Genomic DNA, 19,251 nt, shown 5'->3' on the forward strand with positions numbered 1-19,251 from the left:
GGTTTAGTTATACATTTCTTTTCGCCGTCGCGCTGATAGTACTCTCATATATAAAAAGACTGTATCTTCAACACACTAACGTACCGAAGAACAGGCACCAAACTAAATAGTCTCGTAGAAAATCTAACAGACCATAGATTTATTTACATAGAAAAAGGACCCCCTAACTGAGGTCCTTTTTGCTTTATTAATATTAACGAAGAAGTTGTAGTACTCCTTGTGGCTGTTGGTTAGCTTTTGCAAGCATAGCTTGAGAAGCTTGAGCAAGGATTGATTGTTTTGTTTGGTTCATCATTTCTTTCGCCATCGTGCGAACATTTACTTTCATAAATGACCAGACTATATCTTCACCCTCTAGTATTCTAGTAGGGGTCGGGCACTTCGGATTCACAATACTGATGTTATATTGTTTCACCTATGGATTTCATCACCTCAAAAGGTGGTTTATCCTAGTCGTTGAACCTTCTCCACTCTTTCGAGCCAGAAGCTTGGCTGCTGATTGCCCAATCTTTTCTTTTTTTAAACCATCACGCTTGTCGTTTCCAACTACGTTGTGGTAAGAAAAGCTCTAAGGGGTTTCCAGCAATTCACCCGATTGTAATCTCTAGCCGTTACCAGCCAGGACGACTGTGCTTGTCACTGCTTATGCAGCAGCTAAAGCATAATCTACGTCACGGATACGAGATTCCGCAGCAGTTAGGTTTTCAGAAGATGTACCTAAATTATTAATTGTGTGATCTAGACGATTTTGGTATGCACCAAGTTTTGAACGCTCAGCTGATACAGTTTCGATAGCATCATTGATTTTAGTAATAGCTGAGTCTGCAGATGATTGAGAGGAAATATCTATACCACCTACAGATAAGTCCATATCTGCTGTTGCAGCAGTATCTAATGTTAATAAAGTAGTAGAATTACCATCTACACTTGTAAAAGTGGTATCATTTGACGATGTAGCAATTGTTTTACCATTAGCATCAGTGATAGTTGAAGCACCTGAACTAAAGTTAAGTGTATAATCTCCTGCTTGAAGTCCACCGTTATCAAACTCAGCTGTTCCTGTAGCTTCTTCATCCTTAATAACAATTTGACCAGAATCAACGTCATTCTGGAAGGTAATTGTTTCACTATTAGTGCTAGAAGTCCAAGTCGTACCACCATCATCTGTAGTAGCAACTACCGCACCATCAGCGTTTTTTAAATCTGTTCCACTAATGGTATATGTTCCATTTACAAAATCAGTAGTGCCTGAGGGTGTAGCTGTTTCAGTAAATGTCGTATTCCCTGCTACTCCTAAAGCATTACCCCGCATATCGTTAATATCTAAAAAGATATTTTGACCTTCATTAGCACCAATATGAAATTTGCCATCAAAACTACCATCTAACAAATTTTGTGTATTAAACTCAGTGTTATTACCAATTCTTGAAAGTTCTTCTGAAAGTTGGTCAACCTCTTTTTGAAGTTCTGCACGATCAGTAGCTGTGTTTGTATCGTTTGCTGATTGAGTAGCTAGCTCACGCATACGTTGTAAGATATCGTGAGTTTCATTCAATGCCCCTTCTGCTGTTTGAATCATGGAAATACCGTCTTGAGCGTTCTTTTGCGCCATATCCAAACCACGAATCTGCCCACGCATTTTTTCAGAGATTGCTAATCCTGCTGCATCATCTCCAGCACGGTTAATACGAAGACCGGAAGACAACTTTTCCATTGAATTACTTTGCGCATTATTGGCAGCTCCTAATTGACGATACGTATTAAGTGCTGCAATGTTGTGATTAATTCTCATTTCTTATTACCTCCATGTGATTTAAAATTACGAGACACGTCCATTTGTCTCGCTATATAATAACTCTATTTTAGAGTCACTACCTTAGTTCTCCCCGGATAATTTTGTACTCCTTTGGCGCGTTGACCCGCAGACGCAGGTAATTATCCAGTTTTGCGTCTGTACTACTTCAATTTCGATTTCTTTACCGTCTTCGTCGACGATATAAAGCTTTTCGCCTGGTTTTCTTCCTAATGTTTGCGCCATGGCTTATCATCCTCCCTGATGATTACAAACTTTATATCGGACTAACTTACTAGATTGTTTAATAGTCTTATAAACATTTTTAAAGCCCCTCGCGAGAACATAAAAATCCCCCACAAGTTGTGAGGGATCAGCTTTCCATCTATATTCGCTTTAAACCCAGCGCTGCGTCAGTACTTTTTTACGTGTATAGAACTCCAGCCCATCTTTTCCATTCGCATGCAAATCTCCGTAGAAAGAATCTTTCCAGCCGGAGAATGGGAAGAACGCCATTGGAGCCGGTACCCCGATGTTGACACCTAGCATACCTGCATCGATCGTTTCGCGGAATTGGCGAACACTTCCGCCATCTCTTGTGAAAATGCAGGCGCCGTTGGCGAAGCGTGATTGATTGGTCAGTACTACCGCTTCACTTAGGTCTTTCACTCGTGCAATCGACAATACAGGAGCGAAGATTTCATCCTGCCATATTTTCATTTCAGTCGTTACCCCGTCAAAAATGGTCGGTCCAACGAAATAGCCTTCTCTTTTGGCGTCTTCGTCGTTACGTCCATCGCGAACCAGCTTCGCTCCTTCTTTCTCGCCGGTTTCAATATAATTCAAGGTGCGTTCTTTATGATTTTCCCGGATGACTGGTCCCAGGAACACTCCTTCATCCAACCCGTTTCCGATGGTAATTTCGTTAGCTTTGTCGGTAAGCAGCTCGATGAATTCATCAGCAACGGAATCTTCCACAGCTACTACAGATGCTGCCATACAGCGTTCACCTGCTGAACCAAAAGCTGCGTTTAAAATCTGGGTAGTTGCATTGTCGATGTTCGCGTCTTTCAAAACAATCGAGTGGTTTTTCGCTCCTGCAAGCGCCTGTACACGTTTAAGGTGTTCGGTTCCGCGCTTGTACACATATTCCGCAACAGGCTGTGAGCCGACAAATGAAATAGCTGCTACATCTTTATGATCCAGCAATCCGTTCACGACATCATGAGCACCATGCACGATATTGAAAACCCCTTTCGGCAGTCCTGCTTCCTCCAACAGTTCTGCCAGACGATTCGCAAGCAGTGGAGTACGTTCTGAAGGCTTCAACACGAACGTATTGCCTGTAACGATCGCCATCGGGAACATCCAGGCAGGTACCATCATCGGGAAATTAAATGGTGTGATTCCTCCAACCACACCAATTGGATAGCGATAAACACCTGATTCAAGCCCTTGCGCGATGGAAGGAAGCTGTTCACCCATCATTAAAGAAGGTGCACCAGCAGCAAACTCAACGTTTTCAATTCCACGCTGCACTTCCCCGTACGCTTCTTTAAAACTTTTTCCGTTTTCGACGGTTACGATCTCAGCCAGCTCATCCCAGTGATCGACAAGCAGTTGTTGATACTTAAATAGAATGCGGGCGCGTTTAGGAACAGGGACTTCCTTCCATTCCTGAAACGCTTCATTAGCCACTTTCACCGCATCTTCTACGTCTTTGACGGAAGAAATAGGTACGTGGGCGATCACTTCTCCTGTTGCTGGATTGTATACTGGTTCAGTCAGATCAGTTTGAGCATCTACCCATTCCCCGCCAACATAATTTCGAAGTGTCTTTACTTGTGTTTGTGTCATAATAAAATTCCTCCTTGATAAAATTTAAAATATAGAATACAAGAATACAGCCAAGAACATGGCAATCAGTGGTACAACTACACTCAACATAAAGATAGGTTTATAGGCTCTTTTATGGGACTCTCCACAAATAGCACGGACAGTGGTAACAACGTACCCATTATGGGGCAACGAATCGATTCCGCCAGATGCAAGGGCAGAAATACGATGCATAGCACCGGGATCTAAACCCTGACTCATATAAATAGGAGCAAGAATAGGCAAAGCGATCCCCAGCCCGCCAGAAGCTGATCCGGTAATACCACAGACCACAGTAACTCCAATTGCCAGCCCTAATAACGGAGGTCCAGGCATATTTACGAGATTGTCTACTAAACTATCAAAAGCAGAAACCTGGGCAGCAACACTGCCAAAGCCTACAACAGCGCAAGTATTCGCAAGTGCGACGAGTGCGTTTTGCGTTCCGATTGCCAGCGATCCCCAAAACTCGGTAAGAAAACGATACATCGTAACACAGGCCAGGAAAATCCCTGCAGTCAATGCAATTAACAAAGCTGTAGTAGGATTCATAAATTGACCTAAAATATTCAATAACACAATAACTATTACCAACGGCAAGACAGAAACGATAATATTTGGTAAATCCTTTACTGTTTCTGGTTTCTTTGAATGAAAACTTTCTAACTCTCCAGCCTCCACAGCCGAAGCCGATTCATTAATCGCTGCAGTCGTCTCTGCTGGGTGCATAAATGTTTCCCCATTTGCTGAAGCCTGTCTTACCATTCTGCCAAGCCATAAACCACCAGCTATCATGATAAGCAGCGCAGTTAACACACCAATGAATCCACCTGCTGTAGGTGTAGTTCCGAAGAATTCAGTCGGAATGATATTTTGAATCTCCGGAGAGCCAGGTGCCGTCATCGTAAAAGAAATCGAACCAAATACTAGCGCAGCCGGGATGAAACGGTGTGGTAAATTTGCTGCCCGAAATAACGATACAGCGATAGGATAGACTGCAAAACCTACCACAAATAAGCTGACCCCGCCATAGGTCATAATCGCTGCTGCTGCTACGACAGCAAACACTGCCCGCTTTTTGCCAAAGGTATTTTTGATCCAGTGGGCAATACTCTCTGCAGATTTTGTTTCCTGCATGATTTTCCCAAAAATGGCTCCTAATAGAAATACCAGGAACCAGGAAGCAAAGTAACTGGTAAAGCCGTTCATATAATCTTCTTTAAGAGCGGTTTCTAAATTAAGTCCCCCGGTAATCGCAATTAAGACAGAACTTAACAGAGCAGCAATTATAATATTGATCCCTTTCATCGTGAGATAGATCAATAAAGCAAGCGACGCAATTAACCCAAGTACCCCAATGATGTCCATTTCTCTCTCTCCCTATATCCTTGTTATCTTAGGTTGCTTTTTCTGTAGAAAATTCATAGTCAAAACAAACCTTATAAAGCTCTTCGATTTCAAGTTGGTCCGGTACTCTTGGGTTATTGGCAGGGCTGCCACTTGCTAGCGCATCAGAAGCCATCTTGCTGACAACGCTTTCAAATTGTTCTTGATTAATTCCCCATCCACTTAAATTAGGAATGTTCAATTGCTGACATAATTCTTTTACGGAATTAACTGCGATATCAGCAGCCTGCTCATCTGAATAATTTTCTGCTTCTGGAGAGAATATCCTTCCTAAATGAGCTAACCGTTCAATTGCAAATTCTTTACTGAACTCCAGCACTGCGGGTAAAAGCATTGCATTCGAATATCCATGAGGAACGTGGAACAGTGCCCCAATTGGCCTCGACATTCCATGCACGAGACATACAGAAGAATTGGAAAAAGCTATTCCTGCTTGCAATGCACCTAAAGACATTGCCTCTCGGGCGTCTACATTCTCTCCATCTTGATATGCAGTCTTAATGTTTTTCACAATCAATTTCATGGCAGAGAGTGCCATCGAATCTGTCATCGGATGAGACTTGTTTGATATATACCCCTCTACCGCATGGCTTAGGGCATCAACTCCTGTTGCAGCAGTGACATGCTGCGGCGAAGAGATAGTCAGTAACGGATCTACAATCGCTGCATCAGGCAAATAAGCCGGCTGCTTGATCATCATTTTGACATCATTGCTCGTATTGGTAATAACTGTAACATCTGTTGCTTCTGATCCTGTCCCGGCTGTTGTCGGGATAGCAATGTGAGGGGCAGGCTTTTGATCAGCTATTTTCTTTCCTCCCATATAGTCACTGATATATCCACCATTGGATGACAGGACTGCCACTGCTTTAGCAGTATCAATACAGCTTCCACCCCCTATTGAAATCACTACATCACAATCTTCCTTTTCAAATAAATCAAGGGCCTCTTCAACATAGACATCTGTCGGTTCTGATTCGACACCTAAATAGACAGCGCTTTCAACATTAGCTTTGGTTAAATAATCACGTCCTTCACTGACATATCCCAGCTTTTCCATGATTTTATCACTGACAATAAGTGCTTTCTTTCCTCTTTGAGCGGCTTCTTTTCCTAGCGTTTCAAAAGATTGGCGGCCATAGTTGATGGTGCCAGGCATTTGAAAGACAGCATAACTTTCCATTTAACTCACACCCTTTTTTTAGTCTTCAATTACTTTAATGCAAAAAGCGTGCCAAGTTGAATAGACTGTTATATGGCTAATTGCCACAACTATTGTGTAGTTTTAACGCTACATTTTGATGAATTTAACCTACACTACAGTTCCTTCAGTTGATATTTTTTTATTTTCTGATATAAAGTCGTGCGATGAATCCCCAATTGTTTTGCTGCTTGTGACTTATTTCCTCCTGTTTTTCTCAATACACTGCGAATAAGCTCCATTTCTTTTTCATTTCCAATATTTCTGGCTTGATGCATAAGTGTGACTGGTTCATTTTGTTGCTCTTTAACCATACTTTTCTCAATCATATTGGCTGGGAGATGGTGAACATCAATGATAGCTTGATCTACTATAACGACTAACTTTTCAAGGGTATTGATCAGCTCTCTTATGTTGCCGGGCCAACTATATCGCATAAATAAAGCCATCGCTTCAGAAGTAAGCATTTTTTGAGGTAGTTCATACTTTTTACAAAGGTTATTTAAATAATAGGAAACTAGTTGAGGTATGTCTTCTGTTCTGTCACGAAGAGGCGGAATCGGAATTTCAATGATGTTCAGCCGGTAGTATAAATCTTCACGGAAATCTCCTGCTTCCACCATTTTCTGAAGATTACGATTGGTAGCAGCTATGATTCTGGAATTAATCTCATATTCATGCAGTCCTCCGACACGCCCAACTCGTTTTTCTTGCAGGACACGCAGAAGTTTCGCTTGCATTAAAACAGGCATTTCACCAATTTCATCTAAAAATAATGTTCCGTTTTCCGACAATTCAAATCTTCCGGGCTTACCTCCTTTTCTAGCCCCTGTAAATGCGCCTTCTTCATAACCGAATAATTCTGATTCAAATAAATGTTCCGGAATAGCACCACAGTTGACACTGACAAACGGACCTGATGAGAATGGACTTAAGTGATGAATTCCTCTTGCATACATCTCCTTTCCTGTCCCGCTCTCCCCTGTGATTAAAACAGTCGCACTCGTTTTAGCCACTTTTCGTGCCAGCCTCTTCCTATCAGAAGTGCTTTCACTATCACCGATAATCTGATCAAGGGTCATGATATTTTTATTTTTTGGTGGGACCGATTTCACTGGTTGAGGATCTTGAATTTGCCGATTGTTTTCCTGCAGCCTCTCATAAATACGATAAACTTCTGTTACCCCTTCGAAAATTAATATTCCAATTGCTCCAACTACTTTGTTATTCTTCCAAATTGGTATACGATGAACAATCATGGCCTGCCCCTGGATATATTGGATAACACCCCGTTCCGGCATCCCCGTTTTCAACGTTTCCGGCAATTTCGTATTATCGATCACCTCTTCCACATGGCGCCCAATGGCATTCTCTGGAGAAATACCTGTAAAACGACTATAAGCATCATTAAATTCCTGAATAATCCCCTGCTCATCTACAACCGCAACGCCTTCATAAGCACTTTCCAGTATCACATTCAGTATGTCAGCTGAATGTTCAATCTCATTTATATAGAAAGCAAGTCCTTTCAAAATTTCGTTTTTTGATAGCCTACCGACCAACTTCCCTTGTTCATCAACTACAAAGAAATGTTTTGCAGGGAGTGATATAAGATTCAATATTGATTCATTTAGATGAGTGGTAACTCTTTCATTTTCTTGCCATACCAATGCTTTATCATCGATAAAACCTTCAAGGACACCTCTAAAAGTGACCATTCCTACAGGCTTCAGTTCCTGGTCGACCACCGGCAAGCACTCTAGCTGTTGACTGACCATTGTCTTTGCAGCTTCTCGAAGCGAAGCATCATTTATTAAATAGGAAGGCTTTGGTTCCATCCAGTTTACGACTTTCAATCTTTCTTCTTTTTCCTGGTTCTCCTTAATAAAACCCTCTATCATTCCCTCTCCCTCCAAGCTGATGTTACGTTAGTTATTTATTAATTGTAACAGAAAAAAATCCATTTTATGGAGGACCTGGGGTGCTGGCCGCGAATTAACCAAAAAATGCTGCTCCTTTAAGAAGGAACAGCATTTCCCTATATTTTTAATAAGATAATCCGTGACCGTATGGGTAAAGCTCCGGAATCGTAACCGGCAGTTTACCTGTCGGATTGACTTCACCGGTCAGCACTTTCGCTAAAGCTTCTACGGAAACATCACGGAATCCGTATGTCAGCACGTTGGCATCAACCTCCGGGAAGGCCATAATATCGTATGGGTTCCGCATGGAAGAGACGACCACTTCTTTTCCTGCTGCTTTCAACTCACTCACCAGTCGCTGCTGTGCTGAATTTGTATTAGCGGTATAGGTGGTGACGATGACAGTTTCGAAATCTGCTGCCCGCTCGACGGCATTAGCTATTTGGGTAGAAGAAGGGCTTGTGCTGGTTGCATAAGCATCTGCTGTAATTCCCCGTTCACCTAATAAATCAGCAAGCATGCCAGGACTTCCAATCGATGGCCCAGTCACAAATACATTATTCTCAGAGGCTAGCGGCAAAACACCCTCATTTTTAACTAGAGTGATACTATCCTCTGTCATTTGGTCAGCGAGCGCAAGATTTTCCTCTAACCCGATATTTTCGATAGCGTCAGGCGATACACCCGCTTCGTGGAAAAGCCCGCGCTTAAACTTCGTCTCTAAGATACGGAAAACAGATTCATCTAACCGTTCTTCAGAAATCTCACCACTCTTCACCGCATCAAGCATCGCATTATAGGCAAGCGGAACGTTCGGCGGATTCAGTAAAATGTCAGCACCTGCTTTGAATGCTTCGACCGGAACACGATCGGCAGGTACGACATTCGCTCCTGACATGCCCAGGCTGTCTGTTATGATCACCCCGTCAAACCCCATTTCCTCACGAAGCAAGTCAGTCAGAATCGGTTTTGATAAAGTTGCTGGAAGTCCGGAATCATCTAGAGCTGGAACAACGATATGTGCTGGCATGATCGCGTCAATTCCTGCATCAATCGCAGCTTTGAACGGCTTCAAGTCGACTTCATGCAACGTCTCTAAATCATGGTTGATAATCGGTAAACCATAATGGGAGTCGACATTGGTATCTCCGTGCCCTGGGAAGTGCTTAGCTGTCGCCATCACGTTTTTATTTTGATAGCCTTGCACTTGTGCTGCCCCCATATCAGCAACCAAGTCAGGATTTTCAGAATAAGAACGGACACCGATGACCGGATTCTCAGGATTCACATTGACGTCGAGTACGGGAGCAAGGTCCATATTGATTCCAAGGTTCATCAATTCCATACCCATGATCTCCGAAGATTGACGGGCATATTCCGTCGATCTTGTTGCTCCAAGTGCCATGTTTCCTGGAAAAACAGTAGCCGGCTCGGTTACCCGCGCTACCACACCACCCTCCTGATCCGTAGCGATCATCAACGGAATCGGCATCCGCTGATCCATAGCAATATCCTGTAATCCATTCGATAAAGCATTAACCTGCTCAAAATCTATCGGTGTACCGATGTTCGCGGTCCAATTAAAATAAATCACTCCGCCGATATGGTATTTCTCAATCATTTCTTTAAAGTTCTTCGCACCACGGTTACGGCTTAGATTAGTATCTTCATAGTTTGGATCGGTCGGCGTTTTTCCATAAACATGGACCATGAACAGCTGACCGATTTTTTCTTCCAGGGTCATATGTTGAATTTTACTTTGGATCCATCCTTTTCGGGCTTCTTCATCATCCCATCCAGGTTTGGTCGCATCATCCCATGAGGCATGAGCAAAGCTTGGCAGCAACATGACGAACGCCATTAAGACTACAAATATTTGATAAAATTTTTTCATAATCATTCACTCCCCTCGATAATATGACCGTTTTCACCGCGGTTCAGGGTCAGATCCGCTACCACCGGCAAATGGTCAGATGCTAACGTGTCAATGACTTCGGCATTTTTCACCCCAATAGAATCAGAAGCAAAAATATAATCGATTCGCTTACCCGGAGACAAAGCAGAATAAGTATATCCCGGCTTGTCACTCACCATATCCCAAGTGTCAGTAAAGCGTTCAAATAACGGGGCAAGTTCAGGTGCACCTGGCGTAGCGTTCATATCGCCAAGCAATACCTTTTCACCTTCCTGCTCATCAAAAATATTCAGCATATCTTCTACTTGCATGATTCTTACGGTAGGGTCTCCTCGGTAATCCAGATGGGTGGAATAAAAAGGTACAAGCGCACCTTTTACATTGATGATGGCTTCTGCAAATCCTGGGGATGGGGCAGGTTCTGGTGTGGCATTTTGTGTGGAAAGTCTGGTGATATCATGGTTGGTGGCTTGTACAATCGGATACTTACTCAGAATGGCTACTCCAAATTGCCTTCTTGGATCGCCTTCGATATAAGGATCCATGTCATAGATCGGCGCAAAAAAGGAATGCATGTCCAAACGTTCGGCTAAATCAGCAAGGATGTCATCATAATTGCTCCTTGTTCCCCAATGAACATCCACTTCCTGCAAGGCAACAACTTCAGCTCCGGAATCCTCAATGACTTGAGCGATCCGCTCTGTGTCATAGACACCATCAGAGCCGATGCCAGCATGAATGTTGTAGCTCATGACCCGGACGTCTACTTTTTCAGCCATAGATCCATCGTCTGCAAAACTTATCTCCGGTCCACCAATCAAACCAAATACTACAATAACGAACAAAACAAGACGAAACTTCATTTTCACATACACGAATTTCACCTCTCCCTTCCTGTTAAATAGCTTACAATTTAAGTGTAGCAAGTAGTGTTCTAGTGGTCTATACAACTATATACCTTACTTCCTCCGTCTAAACTACTACACCCCGTTTTCATGTTGTATTTTTTTTTGAATAGTTGAGTGTCCTGTATATGAGCCTTCATCGACTTAAAATACGACTTTTTCCTCCACATAAAAAAAAGCAGGTTACACTATAAAAAAACGAACAGACTCTTCACCTGCCCGCTTCTCGTATATATTCTATAAAATTTTAATAAATACTTTGGACCGCCCGTTCAGGATCGGCCGGTCCCTCATGTGCAAGCGCATCAAACACAAACTTGAACGACAGCGGATCGTAAGCAATCGCCTGGTGATCTGCCATATTGAGAGGATAGTAGTCTTGTATCGTAATGTTTGAGACTTGCGTGGAAGGTCCTTCAATAAAGGCAGAACTATACGGGATTACTACCTCATCGGTTTTAGTCGTAATCACCGTGTAATCGACCTGACCCGGGGTTTCATCACCCTGGATCAAATTTTCCAGAAATTCTGATCCGACCAGTTGCTGCTGACAGGCAATACAGGAAGCCATGTCAGATACGTCATCAGTTAACCTATGAAAACCTAAAAAGCCTACAGTTCCATGATTAGAAGGAACCAGGGCAATGAGATTATCTACATGCTTCGCTCCCCCAAGGTTCTTGATATAATAACGAGGCATCATACCACCTTGGCTGTGTCCTATAATGTCCACCTGCTCTGCTTCGGTCAGCTGCAGTACGTTGTCAATAAAATCCTTCAGTTCTTGAGCCGATTCTTCAATTGGTCCGGTTGAAGCTCCCGCATGGGTAAAGCCATAATTTAATGCGTACACACAGTTTCCTTTACCTGCAAGCATTGGAGACAACTCTGCCCAATTTTGCGCACTCCGTTCAAAGGTGCCAGGAACAAGAATGATCGGCTTTGGTTTATCCTCAGAAGGTTCGCATGCAGGGTCATTGGCTCCAGGAGGCGGAGCACCTTGTTCCAGTAAGAAGTCTGTATCACTTTCGGCGCTAGCCAGATTCGGCAAGGTTAACAATATAAAGCAAAACAAAATCAGTGTACTATAATTTTTTTTCATACCTTCTCCCCTTTATTTCCTTAGCAAAACAGCCCCCTCAAAATAATGAACAGCGCGAGCCGAAGATCCACTTGGTCAAGTGATCTTCTTGACCAAGTTAGCTGAGGCCGTGCCCGCGTCAAGCATCCACCGATAAGCGACTCGTGAGAATCAACAACAAACGTTGACAACCCTTTTAGGTTATAAAGGACTTTTTCAGTGGCCTCAAAACTTCTATTTCCTTTTTTTAAGTATGGATTGCTGCTACAAAGTCATTTAAAAAGCAAGAAGGGCCAAAGGGTGACATTCCCCCTTGACCCTTCCATACTCATTTTGAATTAACTAACGAATTTTTACTACGCGAAACCTTTTCCTGATATTTTTTCACCTCTTCAGATAGATTTGTCCAATCTTCTCTTCTCTGCTCGATCATTGCCTCAACCACTTTACTATTCGGGCCTCCTGTGATCTTCCTTCGTTCCACAAACTGTACCGGATCGACTATCGCTTCCCAATCTTCTTGAGCCAGGTCAACCACTTGCAGCCATGCATTGACTTCTTCTACATTTACGTCATATAATTCCTTACCTAAACTATCCACTTTTTCACTTAATTGACTGGATAATTTATGGGCTTTACGGAAAGGAACCTCGTAATCACGCGCAAGAACATCAGCTAATTCCGTAATCGTAATCATGTTTTTACCAGCCTGCTTTCGAGCTCGTTCTTTATTGAAGCTCATTGTTGAAACAACCGCATTCATTAATTTGACTACTCTATTAGCTTTGCTGAACCCATTATATAGATGGGGCTGGAGGTCGTCCTCTGTATCTACGATATCACCATATGGCGTATTGTGCAGCATTTGGATGACAGTCAGCCCTTCACCTACTGCACTGCTTGCCAGTGCACGTGAGTGTTCGATAGAAACTGGATTTCTTTTTTGCGGCATGATACTGCTCACTTGTACATAGGCATCCGAGACTTTCAACAATCCCACTTCATTGGATGCCATACGCAGGAATTCCTGAATCCATCTGCCCATATTCGTCATCGTACTGACAATGGTGAATGCAGTTTCTAATAGATAATCTCCTGCACCGATCGCATCATAGGAATTCTCCATCACTGTTTCAAATCCTAATAACCCGGCAACACGTTCCCGGTTAATATTAAATCCGGAAGTTGTGATGGCAGCAGCTCCCATCGGTGATTGATTAACAGTATGATACGCATTCCATAAACGTTTGACATCTCTCGAGAGGTTATCTGAAATAGCCAGTAAATAGTGACCAAATGTAGTAGGCTGGGCAGGTTGTGTATGAGTATGAGCGGGCATGATGGTATTGACATGGTCAGCAGCCTGCTTGACAAGAGAATCCCCTAATTTCTGCACATTAGAAATCAAGTCAAGGAGGTGGTCTCTTATTACCAGGCGATACATAGCTTCTCCCATATCATTACGGCTTTTTGCAATATGCATTTTCCCTGCATTTTCTTCGCCAATCAAGTCAGCAATTTTTGCTTCGACATAAAAGAAGAGGTCTTCAAACTCAGGGGTGTAACACAAGGATTGATGTTCAATTTTTGACACCTCTTCTACACCCCGCAGTATTTGTTCCGCATCCTGTTCGCTTATAATTCCTTGTTCTTTCAACATCGTGGTATGTGCCCGGTGTATCATAAACATAGCATCGAACAGATAGTCCCTTTGGTCGTCAAAAACCGGCTTCAATAACTCATTGACATAGGTTTTCCCTGGAAAATGAAAGCCATCATCTTTTTCAAAGGTTTCCTTCATTTCACTCATAATGACACCTCTACTTTATAACGTATTTTCAGATTTAACCCCGAAAAACTTATAGGACACGAACATGACAATTGCAATCAAGCCTACCTGAATCATCCCGTACGCCGCAGCCTGTCCCAGATTGAACATCCTTAATTGGTTCATGATTTCAATTGAGATAGGCCGGTTGTCGATTGTATATAACAAAACAGATGTTGGAAACTCACCTACCGCCTGGACAAATGCAAGTAAAGTACCACTCAATACACCGGGCATGATAATAGGCAACACGACTCTCCGAAATGTATATAACCATTTGGCACCCAGATTTTGAGCAGCTTCTTCTATCGAATCGTCCATTTGTTCTAACACGGCATTCGTCGATCGTACTACTAAAGGGATGAATCTAACGAAATAGGCTAATGGGAGAATCCAATAGGTGCCTACCAGAACTTTTCCAAAAGAAAATGGTGAAGGCTGATTGAATGCCAGAATCAAATTCATCCCTACAACTGTCGCAGGTAAAGCCCAAGGAATCATTACTAGAATATCTAATAGATTTTTGCCGATAAACTTTCTTTTCACTAATGCATAAGAAGTAATCATTCCGAAAATAAAACATCCTAAGCAGGCGACAAACGCCATAAACAAACTGTTTCTGACCGGATCCCAAATATTTGGATCTTCAAATAATAACCGGAAGTTTTCAAGGTTGAATGCAGTCGGATATGTCTGCCATGTCCAGGATCCTTCAGGAACTAAAGACAATATCGCCAAAGTCGCATGGGGAAGCAGTAAAATGATCATCGCGATAATACCGATGGTAACCATCGTCCATTTTATTAACGGATGACTTACTTCACTTCGATGCGCACCCAATCCTTTTGTCCCCATGCGGTAATCTTTGCGGTTTTGAAACCATCTCATAAATAATAGGAAAGATATCGAAACGACTGACAAAATGACGGACTGAGTTGCAGCCATTTCTAAGTTTCCGTTGATTTTAGAAAAATAGATTTGCAGGCTCAACACTCGGTACCCGCCCGCTAACAGGAACGGCGCACTGAAGGAGGCCATCGATACCATGAAAACAAGCAGTGAAGCAGCTACCAATGCCGGTGTCAATAAAGGGAAAGTGACTTTCCAGAATACCCCCAAACGGTTCGATCCTAAATTCGCAGCTGCTTCCTCCAGGGAAGAGTCCACATTATTCAAGGCAGATGAGACAGTCATATAAAAATAGGGGTACATGGTATAAGCGTGAACTAATAATATCCCGGAAACCCCTCCAAGTGTAAATGGGACTTCCTCAAGTCCAAATAAATCTTTGATCATATTCGGGACTAATCCGGCTTCCCCATAAAGGAACATGAATGCCATGACACCTACTAAGGAAGGAAGGACAATCGGCATGATAGCAACTCCTGAGAAGAAAGAGCGCCCCGGAAAGTCGTAACGATTAAAAATGAAGGCCAGGGGAACGCCAATCAGTGCACTGAATAGTACCGATAACACAGAGATATAAACGGAGTTCCATAACGCCTCCAGGTTCGCATGTGCCTTAGGGCCAAAAAAGTCAATATAATTCTGAAAGGTAAAGATGCCTTCCTGTCTAAAACTTTCTAACATAGTCTCAAAGGATGGGTATAGAACGTATCCAGTCAAAACAATGACGATCGGAATGAGCAACAGAATGGTTTTTCTTTTTTCCGCATTCATCGATCAATCACCTCTTCACCTTTGGAACGATTCGAATTTGTTCAGAAGGCAATCTCACATAAACTTCTTCACCTTCATTCAAATATGTGCTCGGTCCCCGATTAAGGTCCGTTGCTTTCAATGTGATATTTTCATTCAACTCAATAAATGTGTGAACAGCTTCTCCTGTAAATTGGACCATTTTCACTTTACCTTGAATGGTATTCTCATTTTCAGAAACAGTTTTTTTAACATCAATTGCTTCAGGGCGGATCGACATTCTTAATTGATCATTCTCCTGGCAGGCTGCTATTTGTTTAGGTGTATTATCCACATAAATATTTGTATCCAAACTGGAATTAAAGAACCGTAACTTTTCGGGCTCATCACTTTCTAATTCCACATCGAAAAGATTGGTTTCTCCAATAAATTCAGCGACAAAATCATTGACAGGCTGGTTATAAATTTCAGTGGGGCTTCCAATTTGTTGACATTTCCCAGCATTGAACACCGCAATTCGATCACTCATGGATAAAGCCTCTACCTGATCGTGGGTGACATAAACGGTGGTAATGCCATACTCTCTTTGGAGCCTCAAAATTTCATTTCTCATCTCATCTCTTAACCTTGCATCCAGATTACTGAGCGGCTCATCCAATAAAAGAATGTCCGGCTCTATGACAAGGGCACGGGCCAATGCCACGCGTTGCTGCTGTCCGCCACTCAATTGACTGACTTGACGATCAATAAACTGTTTTAAATATACTTTTTCCAGAACATCTTCCACACGACGTTTAATTTCAGGCTTCTTTGTTTTTCTAACCTTAAGTCCAAAGGCTACATTTTCAAATACGGTCATATGAGGAAAAAGGGCATAGTTTTGAAACACCATGCCCGTATTCCTTTTTTCTGGGGAGACAGTTGTCATGTCCCTGTCATTGAATTTAACTTTTCCTTTTGATGGATAGTAAAACCCGGCAATGATTCTAAGCGTTGTAGTCTTCCCACAGCCGCTTGGTCCCAAAAAAGTGAAAAATTCACCTTCATTTATAATCAGATCTAATTCTTTTACTGCAGTAAAATCTCCAAATTTTTTCGTGATATTTGATAGATTCACAGATGACATGACGAACAACTCCTCTGTGTTATTCTCCAGTTTCTTTTTCGCTATTTTTAATGTTCTGATCCCAGTACTCCATCCAGTCATCAGACTTTTCCTGGAAAACGGACCAATCGATATCCATCGGTTTGATATCCGTATTTTTGATCCATTCCGGAAGTTCTTCCACATCGTTTCTGGTCGGGATACGATAAAATTTTTCAGCCAGCAGCTTAGCTGCTTCCTTAGTGTTAACGAACTCATAAAAAGCTTTTGCGGCTTCCGGATGAGGCGCCCCATCTACGATTGCGATGCCTTCAGTCAAAACAGGAGTACCGCTTTCCGGTATGACATAGCTAAAAGGATAGCCTTTCTCTTCAGCAAGCATGACGGTATCAGGCATATTCCAAACAGAAACCGTTCCTACACCCTTAGCAACCTGGTTATACATTATTTCCGGGTTGGCTGCATACTCTTTTGTGTTTTCATCCAGTTTTTGCAACCATTCATAACCTGCTTCTGGACTCTTTGTTTCTTTATAATCACGGTAAATCATAGCAGAATAAATTGTTCGCATCGTACCAGACGCAAGCGGGTAACGGATGATGATTTCATCTTTCCATTTTGGATCTACCAGATCGTCCCAGTCTTTTGGTGCTTCTTCTTTTGTAAGTTCTTTATTGTTATACAGGATTACCTCCGGTGTCTGGGAAGTACCAGTCCAGAACCAATCTTCATCATGATACATATCATCTAAAGCATCAGCGTAGGATGGTTTATATTTTTGCAAAAGCTCATCGTTCTTTGCTTCATCAAACATTACCTGTGGCGCTCCCCACCAAATATCAGCTTGTGTGTTATTTTTTTCAGAGCGGACACGGTCAAGAATTTCTTGAGAACCCATGTCAAGGAATTCCATGTCGACGTCATATTCTGCTTCGAATTGCTTTTCGAATTCCCCAAGAATATCTTTACCATGCGGAGAATAGACGACTACTTTATCTTCGAGTTCTTTCCCTTCAGAATTAGTAGATTCCCCTCCTCCTTCACTGTCGCTGCCTCCTGATGCCTGCTTGTCATCTCCCGCCATACAACCGGCCAATAGGAATGACAATGATAATGCCAAAGCCAGTATTATCATCCAACGTTTCTTGAATTTCATATAGGTACCCCCTCTTCAAATTTTAAAAATGGAATCATACTCTTTTAAAAACAATGCTACCGCTCCGATTACACCTGCTTCTTTTCCAAATGTGGAAGGAACTACTTTACATTTCTTAGGAGTAAACCGTTCTAGGATGTCATCTAACTGGTTCTTGAACTCACTGAATGCTCCGCTGACACCACCTCCTAAAATGACAATTTCAGGATCAAATAATGAAACATAATTAGCGATCCCTAATCCTAAGTTTTCAATAGCAGTTTCGACAACTTTCCTGGCATCTGGATCACCCGCCTTTACAAGTTCAAATGCTTCCTTTGCGGTGATTGTACGATTTTTGATTTTTGATAGTTTATTGCCAATCGATGATCCGCTTGCCACACTTTCCAGAAACCCATACCCTTCAAACACGGGATGATAGTGGTTTGCTAGTTCCCTGTCTGTTACCAGGTAGCCCATTTCGCCCGCACTGTAATTGCTGCCTCGATACAGCTGTCCATTAATGATAAGACCACTGCCGATCCCTGTTCCAATAGCAATATAAATAAGATTATCTTTTTGCTGACCGGCACCAAGCCAGTGTTCACCAAGCACACTTGTATTGACATCATTTTCGATATAGATAGGAAAATTAAAATATTTTTCAGCATTTTCTCTTGCAGAAAAATATTTCCATTGCAAGGCAGGAGCATCGATAACTAACCCTTGGGTCACATCAGTCACGCCTGGCACTCCAATGCCCATTCCTAAAATATCCTGATCTCTTATATTCAGTTCTTTCATCATTTCAGCAACATCATTATGTAAGCGCTTAAATAAGCTGCGATTTAAAAAGTCCTGTGTAGGAAATTCCCGGGAAGCATACACACGACCATCCAAATCTACTATTCCTGAAGCAACTTTCGTCCCCCCGATATCTACCCCTACAACATAGGCTGCTTTCGGGTTGAAGATGAGATTGACCGGCTTCCTTCCGCCGCTGAGGGAAGATTGACCAGGACCAGTTTCAGTAATCCAATTTTCTTTCAAAAGCTGATCTACAAGAAGTGATACCGTGGGCTTGCTAATATTGACTTTTTTAGATATTTCTGACCGGGATATCGGAGCATGGTCTTTAATGCATGTTAAGACCAGCTGTTTATTCATATTTTTTATGTAAGCTGCATCGCCCTTCTGCATCGTTTGAGCCCCTTTTCCAAATAATAAAAGGTTTTAGTTAGTTAAGATTACTTACCAACCGGTTACCTTTATTTATAAATGATGGTAAATATAATGTAAAATGGCAAAATCAGATAATTATTAGCTTAAAACATACTTTTTATATATTTTACTTCCATTTGCTTCCTTTATCTAAATTTTAGAAAATTTAAACAGTTATGCTCACACCTGTACTATAATAAATTTA

General features: G+C 42.1%; 15 protein-coding genes. All 15 read right to left on the reverse strand.

Going from position 1 to position 19,251, the window contains the following annotated elements; translation table 11 throughout:
• Positions 1–193: 193 nt before the first annotated feature.
• Positions 194–415 (reverse strand): flagellin, encoded by a 222-nt coding sequence (locus P855_RS22760; protein WP_419177268.1) that lies wholly within the window; start codon positions 413–415, stop codon positions 194–196.
• A gap of 228 nt (positions 416–643) precedes the next feature.
• Entirely contained in the window at positions 644–1,792 is a 1,149-nt protein-coding gene (locus P855_RS22715) for a flagellin (RefSeq protein WP_028783867.1), read from the reverse strand.
• An 84-nt stretch (positions 1,793–1,876) separates the two neighbouring features.
• Entirely contained in the window at positions 1,877–2,038 is a 162-nt protein-coding gene (locus tag P855_RS21850) for a hypothetical protein (protein WP_235062644.1), read from the reverse strand.
• A gap of 150 nt (positions 2,039–2,188) precedes the next feature.
• On the reverse strand, positions 2,189–3,649 hold the full coding sequence (locus P855_RS0112370) for a CoA-acylating methylmalonate-semialdehyde dehydrogenase (RefSeq protein ID WP_028783868.1): 1,461 nt from the start codon (positions 3,647–3,649) through the stop codon (positions 2,189–2,191).
• A 24-nt stretch (positions 3,650–3,673) separates the two neighbouring features.
• Positions 3,674–5,035 (reverse strand): GntP family permease, encoded by a 1,362-nt coding sequence (locus P855_RS0112375; RefSeq protein ID WP_200865955.1) that lies wholly within the window; start codon positions 5,033–5,035, stop codon positions 3,674–3,676.
• Between the two features lie 28 nt (positions 5,036–5,063).
• Entirely contained in the window at positions 5,064–6,257 is a 1,194-nt protein-coding gene (locus P855_RS0112380) for an iron-containing alcohol dehydrogenase (RefSeq protein WP_028783870.1), read from the reverse strand.
• 134 nt (positions 6,258–6,391) lie between these two features.
• Complete coding sequence (locus P855_RS0112385; protein WP_051353200.1) at positions 6,392–8,176, reverse strand: sigma-54-dependent Fis family transcriptional regulator; 1,785 nt, start codon at positions 8,174–8,176, stop codon at positions 6,392–6,394.
• Between the two features lie 145 nt (positions 8,177–8,321).
• The gene (locus tag P855_RS0112390; protein WP_327084782.1) at positions 8,322–10,091 is read right to left on the reverse strand and encodes a glycoside hydrolase family 3 protein; all 1,770 of its coding nucleotides are present in this window, start codon (positions 10,089–10,091) and stop codon (positions 8,322–8,324) included.
• Positions 10,092–10,093: 2 nt separating this feature from the next.
• The gene (locus P855_RS20905; protein WP_235062645.1) at positions 10,094–10,996 is read right to left on the reverse strand and encodes an endonuclease/exonuclease/phosphatase family protein; all 903 of its coding nucleotides are present in this window, start codon (positions 10,994–10,996) and stop codon (positions 10,094–10,096) included.
• 268 nt (positions 10,997–11,264) lie between these two features.
• The gene (locus tag P855_RS20910) at positions 11,265–12,119 is read right to left on the reverse strand and encodes an esterase/lipase family protein (protein ID WP_051353201.1); all 855 of its coding nucleotides are present in this window, start codon (positions 12,117–12,119) and stop codon (positions 11,265–11,267) included.
• Positions 12,120–12,426: 307 nt separating this feature from the next.
• Positions 12,427–13,908: an argininosuccinate lyase gene (gene argH / locus P855_RS0112405; protein ID WP_028783873.1), complete on the reverse strand. Its 1,482-nt coding sequence runs from the start codon at positions 13,906–13,908 to the stop codon at positions 12,427–12,429.
• Positions 13,909–13,923: 15 nt separating this feature from the next.
• Entirely contained in the window at positions 13,924–15,606 is a 1,683-nt protein-coding gene (locus P855_RS0112410) for an ABC transporter permease (protein ID WP_028783874.1), read from the reverse strand.
• Positions 15,607–15,613: 7 nt separating this feature from the next.
• The gene (locus P855_RS0112415) at positions 15,614–16,711 is read right to left on the reverse strand and encodes an ABC transporter ATP-binding protein (RefSeq protein ID WP_028783875.1); all 1,098 of its coding nucleotides are present in this window, start codon (positions 16,709–16,711) and stop codon (positions 15,614–15,616) included.
• Between the two features lie 19 nt (positions 16,712–16,730).
• A complete protein-coding gene (locus tag P855_RS0112420; RefSeq protein WP_028783876.1) occupies positions 16,731–17,846 on the reverse strand; it encodes an extracellular solute-binding protein in 1,116 nt (371 codons plus the stop codon).
• Between the two features lie 15 nt (positions 17,847–17,861).
• Positions 17,862–19,025 (reverse strand): ROK family transcriptional regulator, encoded by a 1,164-nt coding sequence (locus P855_RS0112425; protein WP_028783877.1) that lies wholly within the window; start codon positions 19,023–19,025, stop codon positions 17,862–17,864.
• Between the last annotated feature and the right edge of the window lie 226 nt (positions 19,026–19,251).

It is taken from the genome of Thalassobacillus devorans MSP14, assembly GCF_000496835.1.
GTDB lineage: Bacteria > Bacillota > Bacilli > Bacillales > Halobacillaceae > Thalassobacillus > Thalassobacillus devorans_B.

Excerpts from the sequence above, each read along its gene's own strand:
- P855_RS22715 (WP_028783867.1), bottom strand. The coding sequence starts at position 1,792 with ATGAGAATTAATCACAACATTGCAGCACTTAATACGTATCGTCAATTA.
- P855_RS21850 (WP_235062644.1), bottom strand. The coding sequence starts at position 2,038 with ATGGCGCAAACATTAGGAAGAAAACCAGGCGAAAAGCTTTATATCGTC.
- P855_RS0112370 (WP_028783868.1), bottom strand. The coding sequence starts at position 3,649 with ATGACACAAACACAAGTAAAGACACTTCGAAATTATGTTGGCGGGGAA.
- P855_RS0112375 (WP_200865955.1), bottom strand. The coding sequence starts at position 5,035 with ATGGACATCATTGGGGTACTTGGGTTAATTGCGTCGCTTGCTTTATTG.
- P855_RS0112380 (WP_028783870.1), bottom strand. The coding sequence starts at position 6,257 with ATGGAAAGTTATGCTGTCTTTCAAATGCCTGGCACCATCAACTATGGC.
- P855_RS0112385 (WP_051353200.1), bottom strand. The coding sequence starts at position 8,176 with ATGATAGAGGGTTTTATTAAGGAGAACCAGGAAAAAGAAGAAAGATTG.
- P855_RS0112390 (WP_327084782.1), bottom strand. The coding sequence starts at position 10,091 with ATGAAAAAATTTTATCAAATATTTGTAGTCTTAATGGCGTTCGTCATG.
- P855_RS20910 (WP_051353201.1), bottom strand. The coding sequence starts at position 12,119 with ATGAAAAAAAATTATAGTACACTGATTTTGTTTTGCTTTATATTGTTA.
- argH (WP_028783873.1), bottom strand. The coding sequence starts at position 13,908 with ATGAGTGAAATGAAGGAAACCTTTGAAAAAGATGATGGCTTTCATTTT.
- P855_RS0112410 (WP_028783874.1), bottom strand. The coding sequence starts at position 15,606 with ATGAATGCGGAAAAAAGAAAAACCATTCTGTTGCTCATTCCGATCGTC.
- P855_RS0112415 (WP_028783875.1), bottom strand. The coding sequence starts at position 16,711 with ATGTCATCTGTGAATCTATCAAATATCACGAAAAAATTTGGAGATTTT.
- P855_RS0112420 (WP_028783876.1), bottom strand. The coding sequence starts at position 17,846 with ATGAAATTCAAGAAACGTTGGATGATAATACTGGCTTTGGCATTATCA.
- P855_RS0112425 (WP_028783877.1), bottom strand. The coding sequence starts at position 19,025 with ATGCAGAAGGGCGATGCAGCTTACATAAAAAATATGAATAAACAGCTG.